The organism is Streptomyces sp. NPDC050674 (assembly GCF_040654575.1).
GTDB lineage: Bacteria > Actinomycetota > Actinomycetes > Streptomycetales > Streptomycetaceae > Streptomyces.
Window position 1 is genome coordinate 297,537 of record NZ_JBFAIG010000003.1, and the last position, 13,163, is coordinate 310,699.

The 13,163-nt window shown below is 68.9% G+C and carries 8 protein-coding genes and 4 pseudogenes; 6 read left to right on the plus strand and 6 right to left on the minus strand.

Translation table 11 applies throughout. From position 1 onward, the window contains the following. Nucleotides 1–65: 65 nt before the first annotated feature. From AB0I06_RS08225 to AB0I06_RS08235, 3 genes and pseudogenes are all read left to right on the plus strand, one after another. Nucleotides 66–308, plus strand: a pseudogene (locus AB0I06_RS08225) (leucine zipper domain-containing protein); the annotation flags it as partial. Nucleotides 309–880: 572 nt separating this feature from the next. Beyond that, nucleotides 881–1,762: an ABC transporter ATP-binding protein gene (locus AB0I06_RS08230; RefSeq protein ID WP_363117951.1), complete on the plus strand. Its 882-nt coding sequence runs from the start codon at nucleotides 881–883 to the stop codon at nucleotides 1,760–1,762. Then, nucleotides 1,759–2,784, plus strand: a complete 1,026-nt coding sequence (locus AB0I06_RS08235) for an ABC transporter permease subunit (RefSeq protein WP_363117952.1) — start codon at nucleotides 1,759–1,761, stop codon at nucleotides 2,782–2,784. Before AB0I06_RS08230 ends, AB0I06_RS08235 begins: the two co-directional genes overlap by 4 nt. 307 nt (nucleotides 2,785–3,091) lie before the next feature. On the opposite strand, the gene AB0I06_RS08240 is transcribed toward AB0I06_RS08235, so the two are convergent. From AB0I06_RS08240 to AB0I06_RS08255, 4 genes and pseudogenes are all read right to left on the minus strand, one after another. Beyond that, nucleotides 3,092–3,760 carry a response regulator transcription factor gene (locus AB0I06_RS08240; RefSeq protein ID WP_363117953.1) on the minus strand — a complete coding sequence of 223 codons (669 nt, stop codon included), beginning with the start codon at nucleotides 3,758–3,760 and terminating at the stop codon, nucleotides 3,092–3,094. Then, nucleotides 3,757–4,890 carry a sensor histidine kinase gene (locus AB0I06_RS08245; RefSeq protein ID WP_363117954.1) on the minus strand — a complete coding sequence of 378 codons (1,134 nt, stop codon included), beginning with the start codon at nucleotides 4,888–4,890 and terminating at the stop codon, nucleotides 3,757–3,759. The genes AB0I06_RS08240 and AB0I06_RS08245 overlap by 4 nt, the downstream gene beginning before the upstream one ends. Before the next feature lie 133 nt (nucleotides 4,891–5,023). After that, nucleotides 5,024–5,569, minus strand: coding sequence for a metal transporter (locus AB0I06_RS08250; protein WP_363117955.1), 546 nt, complete (start codon nucleotides 5,567–5,569; stop codon nucleotides 5,024–5,026). Nucleotides 5,570–5,680: 111 nt separating this feature from the next. Then, a pseudogene (locus AB0I06_RS08255) lies at nucleotides 5,681–6,358 on the minus strand (transposase). Between the two features lie 287 nt (nucleotides 6,359–6,645). On the opposite strand from AB0I06_RS08255, the pseudogene AB0I06_RS08260 reads away from it, so the two are divergent. The 3 genes and pseudogenes from AB0I06_RS08260 (at nucleotide 6,646) to AB0I06_RS08270 (ending at nucleotide 9,108) form a co-directional block, all read left to right on the plus strand. Continuing rightward, nucleotides 6,646–6,950: pseudogene (locus tag AB0I06_RS08260) on the plus strand (DUF6207 family protein). A 285-nt stretch (nucleotides 6,951–7,235) separates the two neighbouring features. Continuing rightward, a pseudogene (locus tag AB0I06_RS08265) lies at nucleotides 7,236–8,108 on the plus strand (IS5 family transposase). A 190-nt stretch (nucleotides 8,109–8,298) separates the two neighbouring features. Continuing rightward, nucleotides 8,299–9,108, plus strand: coding sequence for a hypothetical protein (locus AB0I06_RS08270; protein ID WP_363117956.1), 810 nt, complete (start codon nucleotides 8,299–8,301; stop codon nucleotides 9,106–9,108). A gap of 701 nt (nucleotides 9,109–9,809) precedes the next feature. Here the strand turns inward: AB0I06_RS08270 and AB0I06_RS08275 are convergent. Then, a complete protein-coding gene (locus AB0I06_RS08275) occupies nucleotides 9,810–10,148 on the minus strand; it encodes a hypothetical protein (RefSeq protein WP_363117957.1) in 339 nt (112 codons plus the stop codon). After that, nucleotides 10,114–13,161 (minus strand): SAV_2336 N-terminal domain-related protein, encoded by a 3,048-nt coding sequence (locus tag AB0I06_RS08280; RefSeq protein ID WP_363117958.1) that lies wholly within the window; start codon nucleotides 13,159–13,161, stop codon nucleotides 10,114–10,116. The genes AB0I06_RS08275 and AB0I06_RS08280 overlap by 35 nt, the downstream gene beginning before the upstream one ends. Nucleotides 13,162–13,163: the final 2 nt, after the last annotated feature.

Genomic DNA, 13,163 nt, shown 5'->3' on the forward strand with positions numbered 1-13,163 from the left:
CTTGATCATGGCGAAGACCTCCGGTGTGGTGGAGCTGTCTAGGACTGCACCGCACGGAGGTCTTCGTGTCCCACCGTAATGCCCGGCTGACCGTTCATGGCAGGCGGCTGCTGGTCGAGCGTGTCCGTTCCGGCCGCCCCGTCGCGCACGTCGCCGCCGAGATGGGGATCTCGCGGGCCACGGCCCACAAGTGGCTGCGCCGCTGGAGGGCAGAGGGCGAAGCCGGCCTGCACGACCGTTCCAGCCGGCCCCGCAGGACGCCGCACCGCACGGCAGCAGCGGTCGAGGACCGCATCTGCCGGCTACGCTCACCGCAGACCTGCTTGACCATGACCGGCGCGTCTGCCCGCCGCACCACATCCATGATCCGCTGGTAGTCCTCGGGCAGGACCGCTTCGTCCACGCCCCGCTCGCGCTGTGGCACCAGCAGCACCGCATGGCCCGTGACCTGCCTGGCAGCCTGGGCCGGCGTCGCTTCCCGCTCCGTTTCCATGCGCAGCTGCTCGGCCAACCGACTCGCGACCCGCTCGGCGACTGCGAGCTCCTCCAACTCGTCGCGCACCTCCTGAAGCTGCTGGCTCAACTTCTCTGCCTGCACCTCCAGTTCGGCGCTACGGGCCGTGATCAACTCACGAAGGTCGGGTTCCGCGTCCTGGGCCACCTGACGCACCTCCCGCCCGGATCGTACGGACAGGCGTCCCGCGCACGCCGGGAATCCCCGAATCAGTGATCACCGCACCGGGACCCGGGCTCCGAACCGGTCAAAAGTACGGTAGCCGACAAGGGAACCATGCTATGGACTGATGCTGGGAAGAAGGTGGAATTCCAGGATGAGGGCATGCCAAATTCAGACTCCCCTCCGGCATTTCATGCAGAGGGCTTGACGAAGAAATACGGCCGCCGGGGCAAGTTGGCCCTGAGCGACGTGAACCTCACCATCCCCTCCGGCCGTGTCATCGGCCTGGTCGGCCCGAACGGGGCCGGCAAGTCGACCCTGCTGCACCTGGCCTGCGGGCTGATCGAGCCGACGTCCGGCTCGCTGACCGTGCTGGGATCACGTCCCGCGGCGAACGCCTCGCATCTGGCCCGGGTGGGGTTCGTCGCGCAGAACACGCCGGTGTACGGCTCGTTCACCGTGGCCGAGCACTTGAAGCTCGGCGCGAAGATGAACCCGGCGTGGGACCCGGCCCTGGCCGAGCGGCGTATCAGCCAGGTGGGGCTGAACCCCACGCAGAAGGCTGGGCAGCTCTCGGGTGGCCAGCGAGCGCAGCTGGCGCTGACCATCGCGGCGGCCAAGCGGCCCGAGCTGCTGATCTTCGATGAGCCGGCTGCGGCGCTGGACCCACTGGCTCGCAAGGGGTTCCTGCAGAACCTGATGGAGTTCGTTCTCGAGCTCGGTGCCAGCGCCGTGCTGTCCTCGCACCTGCTCGGCGACATCGAGCAGGTCTGCGACTACCTCATCGTGCTGTGCGACTCGCGGGTGCAGGTCGCCGGCGATACCCGGGATCTGCTGGCCGGGCACGCCCGATTGGTCGCGCCTCGCGGCGAGTTCGACCGGCTGGCCGCCAGCATCGAGGTGATCTCGGTGGAGCACAGCGGCGCGCACAGCAGCGCGGTCGTCCGCACCGACAGCGAGCCCGAGGCCCTGCATCATCAGGCCGAGCCCGTCACGCTTGAGGAACTCGTCCTCGCTTACATGACCCGGGCAGCCGCCGTACCCGCCGCCCGGACCGAGGCCGCAGTCTGGGGGGCCCAGCGATGATGTGGTTGAGCTGGCGGCAGTTCCGCATCCAGGCGCTGTTCGGCGCCGGCGCACTGGCCGTTCTTGCCGTGTGCATGGTGTACCTCGGCGCAGACATCCGCGACGCCTACGGCGCCTACCAAGCCAAGTGCGAGGGCTCGGCCAACTGCGCCGAGGCAAGGAGCCAGTTCCGCAGCGCATACCAGAACACCCTGCTGTTCCTGGCGACCGGACTCGCCCTGATTCCCGCCGTCATCGGCACCTTCTGGGGCGCTCCCCTGGTCGCCCGGGAACTGGAGAACGGCACCCACCGGCTGGTGTGGAACCAGAGCACCACCCGCCCGCGCTGGCTCCTCAACAAGATCCTGCTCATCGGCTTGGCCGCTGTGATCGTGACCGGCGCGGCTGCGGCCCTGCTCACCTGGGCGGCCCGCCCCTTCGACGAGGTGGTCAAGGAGCAGTTCGACACCTTCGTGTTCGGCGCCCGCAACATCGCCCCGATCGGCTACGCCGCGGTGGCCTTCACATTCGGCACGGTCGTCGGGCTCCTGCTGCGCAAGACCCTGCCCGCGATGGCTGTGACGCTCGTCGTCTTCCTCGCCTTCCAGTTCTTCTTCCCCAACGTGGTGCGGCCCAGCCTCATGCCGCCGGTCAAGGCCACGCTGCCGATGACGGTCGAAGCCATCAATGGGGTGCAGAATCTGGGCAGCATCGGCGGTGGCTCCGTCATCGGCGGGGTGAGGGTTCCACACGCGCCCGACGCGTGGATCGCCGAGACGAGCCCGCTGCGCACCGCAGACGGCAAGACCCTCAGCGCGAGCAAGTTCAACGACTGCCTCGACAGCCCGCCCAAGACCGGCGCGGGCGGCACGTTCGGCGACACGGCAGTGTGCCTCGCCAAGCACAACCTCCATGTCGACGTCCAATACCACCCCGGCAGCCGCTACTGGTCGTTCCAATGGCTGGAGACCGCGGTCTACCTGACACTCAGCGGGATCCTCACTGCGTTCGGCCTTTGGCGGATCCGGCGCCGGGTGAGTTGACCCCCGTGTCAACCGGCGCCGTCCAGGCGCCGCCGGGGCTTTCCCGGCGGCGCCCTTTCCTCTCCTGGCATGGCCCGGGCCTCGCGGACGGCGAGGACGACCTCTTCGGCGAGTTGCTTACGGTGTGGGAGCAATTCGGGTTCACCGTGGGCCTGTCCGGCAGCTTCTGGGGTTGGGAGGAAACTTGCTGCTCGCCATGAGGATGGCTTCGATGATGCGCGAATGGGGCCTGCCGTCACTGCACCCCCGCGCGTTGACTCAACCCGACCGTGCGGAATCTTACGGTCGTGCTGAGGGAGTGAACTGTTTACTCAGAGGTGCTCTCGACGATGCGGTTCTCCCAGGCCCAGACGGCGATCTCGGTCCGGTTGCGCAGCCCGAGCTTGGTCTGAATCCCCGACAGGTGGCTCTTGACCGTGCTGAGGGAGATGAACAGCTCGGCGGCGATCTCCTGGTTGGTGCGGCCACGCGCGATGGCCTGCACGACCTCGAGCGCGCGTTCGGACAGCTGTGGCGACTGCCTAGCGCAACCGCGGGGCACAGCCCCAGTCTCGTTCAGGTGCTTCAGCAGCCGTAGGGTGACCGAAGGCGAGACCAGCGCCTCGCCGTTGTAGGCGGCACGGACGGCCTCGATGAGCAGGGCGGGCCCGGCGTCCTTGAGGACGAACCCCGCCGCGCCGCCGCGCAGTGCCCCGTACACGTACTCGTCGAGATCGAACGTGGTGACGACGATGACCCGTATCGGATCGGTTGCACCCGGGCCGGCCAGCGCGCGGGTGACCTCGATGCCGTCGAGCTTGGGCATCCTGATGTCCACCAGGCACACGTCCGGCCGTAGCCGCCTGGCCATCGCGATCGCCTCGGCGCCGTTCACGGCCTCCCCGATGACGGCGATATCGGGCTGGTCCTCCAGGATCAACCGCAGGCCGCGGCGGATCATCGCCTGGTCGTCGGCGACCAGAACCTTGATGGTCATCGGGGCTCCCTGGTGGGGACGGGCAGGGTCGCCCGCACGGACCAGCCGGCGCCGGGCCGGGGACCGGCGCACAGGGAGCCGCCGAGCGTCTCGACGCGTTCGCGCATGCCGATCAAACCGTACCCGCCGCGGTGATGGGGCCGGGCGGAGTTCGGCGGGGCGTCGTCGGTGACCTCGACGGTGACGGCCTCGGCGTCGCGGCCGACGGTGACGCCGATGGAGCGGGCGTGCCGCGCGTGCCGCAGGACGTTCGTCAGCGCCTCCTGGACGATGCGGTAAACGGTGCTGGTCACTTCCGGCGGCCACTCCATGTCATCGTTGGGCACGCTCAGTCGCACTTTCGGGCCCTGGAGGCTGAAGCGTTCGACCAGCGTGCTCAGAGCCTCCGGCCCGGGTGAGGCGGGCGCCGCGTCGTTGGTGTCGCGCAGCAGCCCGACGACCCGGCGCATCGCGGCCAGGGCCTCGGACCCGGCGGTCTCGATCTCGGTCAGCGAGTTCGACACGTTCTCCGGGGCCCGCCTCGCGACGATCTGGGCGGCCTGCGCCTGGAGCAGCATCCCCGTGATGTGGTGGGCCACGATGTCGTGCAGCTCCCGGGCAAGTTCCAGCCGTTCGGCCCTACGCACCTGTTCGGCGGTGGCTTTCGCCCGGCCGTCGAGCATGCGCAGCGACAGCCCGACCCCGAGGGCGGCCAGCCAGGCCGCTGCGGCGATGGCCACGACGGCCGACGTCGGCTGGGCGGCGGACTGGGCGGCGATCACCAGCAGCCCGGCGCCCGCGATGGCCCCGGCCCGCACAGTCGGCAGCGCCCTGACCGCGGAACCGATGAGCACGCCCAGGCCCAGGGCCATGGAGGGTCCGAGCCCGGCGGGAAGCTCGGTACCGGGCAGCAGCGGGATGAGGACCGCCAGCGCGGCAACGACGAGGCCCGCAACCGTCGTCCAGGTCCGCTCCCGATGACGCATCATCGCGAGCCCGCACATCACCACGGCGGCGGCGGCCCCGGGTACCCAGAACGCGGCTCCCCAGGTCTGCGCGATTGCGATGGCCTGGATGACGATCGCCGTGAGGAACGTGACGCCAAGCCCGACAGTGGAGACGCCCCTGGCCCATCGATCCGGAATGGTCACGTTGATCAGATTACTGAATCTCTGCCCGCGATCAGCGCCGTTCAGCGGGCCCGCGGGCGGGCCAGCGGTCAACTCCGCGGTAGGGGCAGCGGACTGGGCGGCGCTCACCGCGTCCGCCAGTTCTCCGGCCACGCTACGAACGCGGCGGGTTGGCCCAGGAGCCCTGCGGGGCGGGGGCGTTGGCGCGCCGGTTGCGGTCGAGGCCGCGCAGCACCGACCCCATCACGAGGGCGGCGATCATCCCCATCGTGGCCAGGCTCGTCACGCCGGTCCACCCGTCGAACCAAGTGCCCCCGGTCACCACGACGCCGCCCACAGCGATCCCGGCGGCCGGTCCCATCGGCAGCGTCCTGATTGAGGAGCCGACGAGCACCGACAGGGCCAGCGCCGTGATGGGCGCGGGCTCCTGCGGCAGGTCGTCCCCGGCGATCAGGGACACCGCGACGCCGACGGCCGTCACGGCCAAGCCCCCGACCGCGGTCAGCATCTTCTGCCGCTCGCGCATCAGCGCGAGGCTGCCCACGATGATCGAGACGGCGGAGCCGAACACCCAGGAGGCGCCGCCCCGACTGTCCATGAGCATGAACGTCGTGAAGACGATCCCTGGGGTGAACACGACGCCGAGCCCGATGTTGAACATCATGCCATCCGGCCTTGTCGGCCGATCCCCTGTACTCATGCTGCTCAGGCTAGAAAGCCGAAGCGCATCGCGTACCGGCCGAAAGTACGGAAGAGCGTTGACGGAGCCGTGCTTTGGGCCAGTTCTAAGAGGTCGTTTTCTCCCGTTGTTTCATCCTGGAATCTGCCGTTTGGTCTGTGGTGTCGGGTCGCGCCAGGAGATGGTGTTCTCGCTGGCGAGGCCGGCGGGCCATGAGGTCCGCCATGGCGATGTGGATCATGGCTTCGGAGCGGGTGGGGAGGGTTTCGTAGTCGCGGGCCAGGCGGCGGTGGAGCATGAGCCAGCCGTAAGTCCGCTCGACCACCCACCGCTTCGGGATCGGGGTGAACCCCCTGCTCCCGGGCTTGCGTTGAGTGATTTCCATGTCGATGCCGAGGCTGGCGGCGTGCTCGACGAGGTGCTGGCGGTAACCGCCGTCGACCCGCACCTTGCGGATGCGGGGATGTTCGGCGGCGACCTGGTCCAGGAGCCGGGTGCCGGCGATGGAGTCCTGCACGCTCGCCGCGGTGACCAGCACGGCGAGGACAAGGCCCCTCGTGTCAGTGACGATGCTTCGCTGCCTCCCGACGATCTTCTTCCCGGCGTCGATGCCCTGGCCAGAGGCGAGCACGCGCCGGTACGGTCCACGTACAAGATCGCGTCCATGATGTCGCGCAGGTCGTGTTCGGGCGGCCGGCCGAAGTCCAGGGCTCGGCCGCGGCGCTCGAAACACCAGGCCGCCAAGACCGGCTCGATCAACTCCCAGCGGGCATCGGACAGATCACTTGGATACGGGCGTCGCTTCGACATGCTTCCGGCGTACTACCGCGAACCGAGTGCGCCCAGTCGCACGCCAACGGCGGTCGAAGCACACCACCTCGAAGATCGGGCATCCTGGGATGAGACAGGATTGTGGCCTCTTCCGTCCCATCCGCAACCTTCCACGACTCGCCGACATCGACGGCCTCCGTGACCTCGCCCGTACCGCCACCTACCGCTTGAAGAATCGCCTGATAAGCGGGCACAGTAGATGAAAACAACCTCTGAAGACGGCGGGAAGCGCAGAACCTCAGCGGCCGACCGCACGTAATCCCTGCATGAGGCCGATCACCGAAGCGCACGTGGCAGAGCCGGGCCTGGCTGTGGTGGAGGTTGCGGCGCCGATGACGAGACCGCCTTCGCCATCCAGGGGCTGCTCGCCGTGCGGTACGCGATCGCACCGGCGGACCGTACGGCCCGGGAGCCGGGCGAGCCCGGTGTAGAGGGCGTCGGCCCCCTACTATGGCAGGGTCAGCATGGCGACCTGCGGATTCGCAGGCGAGCGCGGCGGAGGGCACGGGCGGTGGCCGCCGGGTTGTCGAGGGAACTTCGGCCTGGCCCACAGAGGCGTTGTCGCTTCTGACCTTGGTCGGGCCTTCGTGGTCGGGGCTCTGGTCGGGGCCGGCTTCGGACTGTCCTACCTCTTCCAGGGACCGCGCGCCCGGCTAAAGGCTGTTGCACAACGCCCAGGAAGATCGCGCAGCACCTCGCGCGCGAGATCAACCGGCGTCGCCAGTCAGCAGGAAGCCAGACAGACCGAAGCGCCCGGCAGGTCCGATCATGGCGGGAAGCCAGCGCCGGTCCCGTTGTACAACAGCTTTCAGGGTCTGTTGTGAAAGTGGATCTTAGTCGTTAATGATCACGGCCTGTGCGACGTGGTGATCTGACGAACGACCAGTGGGCCCAGCTGGAGCCGTTGAGGCCGAAGGGCATCAAGCCGGGCCGTCCGCCGCTGTGGACGCGGCGGCAGCTGATAGACGGCATACGGTGGCGGACCCGGACCGGCGCCCCTTGGCGTGATGCGCCAGAACGCTGGGCCCTGGGACCGGGTGTACGACTCGTTCCGGCGGTGGCAGCGGGACGGTACCTGGACGCGGATCGTTACCCAACTCCAGGCCCAGGCCGGCGCGACGGGTCTGATCACGTGGGACGTGAACGTCGACTCCACCGTCTGCCGGACTCACCAGCACGCCGCCTGGGCGTCGAAAAAGGGGACCTGCAGAAGGAGCCGCCCGGCGGCATCGCCGTTGAACCGGCGGACCATGGTCTCGGACGCTCCCGGGGTGGGCTAACCACAAAGATCCACCTCTCCGTCGAGCAGGGACACAAGCCGCTGTCGATCGTGATCACGGCCGGTCAGCTGGGCGATTCCCCGCAATTCGAGCCGGTCCTAGACGCGATCCGGGTGCCCCGACTCGGCCCTGGACGGCCTCGTCGGCGACCGGACCGGGTGCGGGCCGATAAGGCGTACGACTCCCGCAGCAACCGGGCTTACCTGCGCAGACGCGGAATCAAAGCGACCATCCTTGTCCCGTCAGACCGGGTCCGCAACCGCCACAAGCTCGGCTCCCGGGGCGGTCGGCCTCCGAAGTTCGACAAGACCGACTATCGCGAGCGGCATGCTGTCGAGTTCGGGATCAATCGCCTCAAGCGTCACCGGGCTGTGGCCACGAGGTACGACAAGCTCGCAGTCCGATACGAGGCGACCGTGCCGGTCGCAGTCCTCAACGAGTGCCTGTGATCAAGGAGGCCGGCGTGCTGACGTCTCCCCGAATGCCCTGCCCCACGGCCCAGCCGGAGGTAGGGTCCGGATGTGCGTTGATCTCCCGGGCGGCGGCCCTGTGCAGCCGCAGACGGTGCAGGGCGCCTCTCGAAAACAAGGGGCCGCCCCAGCAAGCATACCCGTCATCACTCCAGCGGAGATCTACACCATGACTGCTCAGCAGCCTCTCACCTACGACGCACTCGTCGAACTCGCCGCCGCCGACCCAGCCGTCGTCGGCCTCGTCCTCAAAGGCTCCCGAGCCCACGACGGCATGATCACTCGGCACTCCGACCACGATCTGTACGTGGTCCTCGCCGACGACGCCACGACCGATCTCACCCGGTTCGCCGGCCACCGCACCACCGAGCTGGACCTCGTCCTCATCTCCCTCACCGAGTTCCGCGCAGCCGGAATGCCCGGCTTTGAACGCTACGCCCTCGCCCGAGCCCACGTTGTGCTCGACCGGCTCGATGGAGGCATCGCCCGGATCCTCGCCGACAAGGCGCGCCTGGATGCAGATGAAGCATTCCAAAACGCCAGTGGCTGGCTCGACGCCTACGCCAACTCGCTCTACCGCTCCATCAAGAACCACCGGGACGGCCAGGCCCTGGCCGCTCGCCTGGACGCAGCCGACAGCATCGGGTTCCTGCTCGAGCTGCTCTTCGCCATCGACCGCCGCCCCCGCCCCTACAACAAGTACCTGGAGTGGGAGCTTGCCCGACATCCGCTGCCGGGCTGGGACACCGACGTGTTGCTCCGTGCCGTGGACCATATCTCGGCAACAGGCGACCCATCCCTGCAGCGGAATCTGTTCGCCCTTGTCGAGGCGGCGGCCCGAGAGGCCGGACACAGCAGGGTACTGGATGCATGGGGCGAGGACCTGGACCTCATGAGACCGCAAAAGGAGACGGAGACACTCCCTGCGTCCGTGGCCTACAGCTGCAGGCGATGCCGAGACTTTCGCAACAGGCCCTAAAAGCTGTTGCACAACGGGATCGGCGCTGGCTTCCCGCCATGATCGGACCTGCCGGGAGCTTCGGCTTGTCTGGTTTTCGTCTCCGCGCGCGGTCAGGCAGTCGAATAAGTCGTCCCTGAAGCGTGACGCTTTTGCGAACGCTTCCCCGGGACCGGCATCAGTCAGCAGACTCACCTTCACGGCCTTCGCCTCAGATTGGTGCACCTTGGTCGGAGCACATGATCAGCCGAGGTCGCCCCCCGTCCGGCGAACGCCATCCGTACGATCAAGTTCGAAGACTCGTTCGACTGCGCCAGCGAGGGACGTAATGCCGAAGATCGTTCAATGGCTCGTGGACTGGCATGCCGCACAAGAACACAAACTCCGCTCTCGCGGGATCAGCGCCACGGTGAATCAGCCAGCCCCTGGGACAGCAACCAGAGGGCGCCCGAAGGCAACGGCCGTGAGCCTCACTCTGGAGTCAGACGAGCGCCTGGGGAAGCTGTTCCTATGGGAACGGGGAAGCGCTTCAACACTCTTCATCGACTCCCAGACCGAGTACACCTGGCAAGACCAGCAGGTGATCACCTCGGAGAACGACCTGCCCGGGATCCTGGCTCCGCTAATGAAGCTCGTCGAAGGATCCGCTGACCAGGGTTAAAGAACAAGCTTAGAATCTGTTTCACATGATGCGTCAAGTGTTTTCCTACATGGCCTGGGAATCATGGTGTCTCTGGTCGGACGACGAGTTCTGCCAGGTCGAGGAAGGCGCTCAGGGTCGGTGTCCGCAGGCTACGCAATTCCCGGAACCCCGGGAAGTGCAGGGATGGATCGAAGGGGACGGCGATCACTTGGTCAGCGGGGACACCGAGCTGACCGTGCAGGCCGATTGGAAAGGAGCGGCCCGGTGACCTGCTGATCTCAGTAATCACGATTGCGGCGTCGTCCGCCAGGTGCTGGCGGCCGGATCCGCGCAGCCGGCGCAGCAGCCGCTCCGCGGCGTCGAGGGCCGGGGCGGTGGTGTCACTACACAGGATTAACTGGTCCGCCAGGTCGAGCACGGGATCGGCCGACCGGTCGAGCCGCAGCGGTGCCCAGTCGGTCAGGACGAAGGAGTAGTACGGCGCGGTGCGGGTCAGGACCTGCGCGTAGGCCTGGACGTATACCAGGTTCGGACTGATGTGCCCCTCCGGGTGTGCGGCTACTTCGAGGCCCGATGCTAGGCGTGTGGTGCGGGCGCGGACTTCCTCGTAGGAAGGGTCGGGCGGCAGGTCCGCCAGGTCTCGCACGGTTGCTGGGTTCCGGTGGGTGAGGAATGCGTCCAGCGCTCCTTCGTAGGCGGCTCCGTCGAGGGCGAGGACGGGCTCCGCGCGGACGGTAGCAAGTAGAGAGCCGAGCACCATGGTCGTGGTCGCCCGTCCGCTGCGGTGATGGGCGCCGACCAAGGCGAGACGCCGGCCGTGGCGCAGGGGGGCCCGCAACCGCTCCAGACGGGTTTTGAAGGCGTGGCGGGCGGCGCGGAACCGGGGGCAAGCGGACCGGAAGGTTCTCGGTGGGGCCCAACGCGGCGGCCGGGGGCAGGGCGAGCGGTACCCGTGTCGCCGGCCGGGAAGCGGGTGACGACTGTGAGGGCGGGGCGGTGTGTTCCACGCGGGACAAGGCAATGTAGCGGGCCAGGACGTCTGCGGTCTCTCCCGCGGTGGGGCGTTCGGCCGGATCGGCCGCGAGGCAGCGCAGCACGAGCCGTCGCAGCTGTGCCCAGGTGTCGCCCTGCCACAGATGCATGGTCTCGGGACGGTTCGGCAGGTTCCGGCCGGGCTTAGTGCTGACGAGCTGGAGCAGTTCGCCCAGGGCACGCAGGTTGTCCTCGGGTGTGGGCAGGGGGCCCGGACCCGCGTACTGCCGGTCCACGGCGCAGTCCGAGAGGTCGTCGAGCATCACCGAGCGCCGTAGCACGAACACGTTTTCGGCGTCGAAGTGCGCGGGCACGAGCCCGTGAAGGTGGCACAGGGCGAGGGCGCTCGCCAGGTGCCAGCCGACCAGGAGGGCGGTGAGCTGGTCGAAGGGCGCGGTACCGGTGGTGAGGGCCTGGTTGAAAAGGTCCGCGAGGCGGGGCGGTGCGGTCTGTATGGAGCCGTCGTGGATCGGTGATCTCGCCAGCCACGGCGGGTCGTCCCGCAGCCCTTCGGCAAGCAGGGTGGGCGCGTACTGGCCGGCCAGCCGACGCAACGCCTCGGCCTCCACCGGGATCAATGGGGCGCTGTCGAAGGGGAGGCCGGGGCGTGCGGTTCGCACCATGGCGCGGATGCCCCGCTCGTCGACGCCGTCGTACTCGGTCACCCGCCGCAGGTGCCGTCGCCAGTGCAGTCGGTACGGTCCAAGGTGTGGGGGATCCTCACTGGTCACCGGCTGCCAGCCGTCCCCGGTGGTGGCGTCGTCCCCCCTGTTCCACTGCAGGCCGTGCACCTCTTGGTCGAACGACATGCCGAACCGTGCTAGCAGCCTCCGTTCCACGCTCGTGAACGGCCGGTGGGATCCGAAGAGCTGGGCGGAGCCGTTCGGATGGGCGAGCCAGGCCGGGAAGTCGGGGGAGTTGCCCGCGAGCCGCTCCAGATGCCGCCCGATCCTGCGGCTCGTGGTGAGCAGTTCGGCGTGGGGGACCGCGTCGAGGAACACCGACTTTGCTCTCTCGGAGAAGTCGAAGACCAGGTGTTTGGCTGGCAGTGGTCCCGGCACGGGCGCGGGGTGCGGTCGCATGAGGCCGCCGAGGAACACCTCCGCCAGGTGAGAGGTGCGCGCCCGCCACGGCACTGCCGTCTGCACCAGCCGCATCACCGGCACGGTGAGCGGCGAGACCGCCGCGAGATGGGCCGCGAGGCGGTACGCCTCAGGGGTGGCCGCGTCCCGGAAGCGCTGGATGCCGTCCTGGGCGGGGGCTGCAGCCTCGGCGTACGGGCCGGGCCGGGACAGCAGCGGCAACTCCACCGTGGCGCCGGGCGAGGCGAGCAGGCGGGCCCAATCTCGCAGCGAGGCGGCCACCGGTTCCAGCACCGGCACCGGCACGCCGTCGAAGGCGGCGAGATCGGGCGGAAGCACTGGATCGGTGATCATCCAGGAAACGTTGGCACCGCCGATCCGCCGGGTCGTGGCCTGCCAGCGCTCGGCGCGGATGCTGGAGCCGTCCCACAGTTCGCGTGGCAGAGTGTGCAGGAGCGCCACGGGCCCTTTGGACGCCCAGCGAGCCAGCAGGGCATGCATCGTGCCGTTGCGCCAAGCGGTCCCCGTACCGTCGCTGACCACGAGCATCAGGGTGTGTCCCGACGGGTCGTTGACCGTGCTGAGCGGCACGGGGGCGCTATCGTGCCGGAACGGGCGGGTGTGCAGGTGCGGTCCGCGCGCGGTGCGGGTGTCGAGGCCCAGGACGCGGGTGGTCGCGAAGGCGCCCAGGCGCTCGAGCAAGGTGCGCAGTTCGGCGCCGAGGCGGTGCCACAGCAGCATTGACAGGCCGTCGTCGACGAGGAGCACCAGATGCAGCCATCGCTCCTGCACGGGCCGCTGCACCACGTCGGGCAGCCGAGTTTCGGCGAGTTCTGCGGCCGTGCGCTCCTCGTCGATCTCCTGACGGTGCGGGCTGCCACGGCGGCGGCGCAGCGGCTTGAGGGCACGACCGAGCTCGAGTTCGTGGGGAAGAGCTTTGTCCTCCGGCACCCGTACGGGCAGCGCCCGGCCCGTACCGGGGCCCTTTCGCCGCGCGCCGGGAGCCTGCGCGGGGGCCGGTGCCGATGTATGCCGTGCCGCCGCGTACAGCGAGGGAGCTGTGAGGTCGGGCAGATCGAGGTCGTTCGGCCCTGGAGCAGGGGGCCGGGGCGGGGCGGGGGTGTCCGGTTCGCTGGCGGGGGGCTGCGGCTGCTCCGGACGGGCGGGGTGCGGGGTGTGGCTGAGCGGTGCGGTCGGCCCGGCGGGCAGCCGGCGGGCCAGCCAGAGCACGTCCAGAACCTGTTCGGCGTCCAGTTCCTGGCCGCAGGCCGACAGGACCCGCAGCGCTTCGGTGAGTCGCGCGCCGCCACCCGCCATGG

Excerpts from the sequence above, each read along its gene's own strand:
- AB0I06_RS08235 (WP_363117952.1), top strand. The coding sequence starts at position 1,759 with ATGATGTGGTTGAGCTGGCGGCAGTTCCGCATCCAGGCGCTGTTCGGC.
- AB0I06_RS08240 (WP_363117953.1), bottom strand. The coding sequence starts at position 3,760 with ATGACCATCAAGGTTCTGGTCGCCGACGACCAGGCGATGATCCGCCGC.
- AB0I06_RS08250 (WP_363117955.1), bottom strand. The coding sequence starts at position 5,569 with ATGAGTACAGGGGATCGGCCGACAAGGCCGGATGGCATGATGTTCAAC.
- AB0I06_RS08270 (WP_363117956.1), top strand. The coding sequence starts at position 8,299 with ATGACTGCTCAGCAGCCTCTCACCTACGACGCACTCGTCGAACTCGCC.
- AB0I06_RS08280 (WP_363117958.1), bottom strand. The coding sequence starts at position 13,161 with ATGGCGGGTGGCGGCGCGCGACTCACCGAAGCGCTGCGGGTCCTGTCG.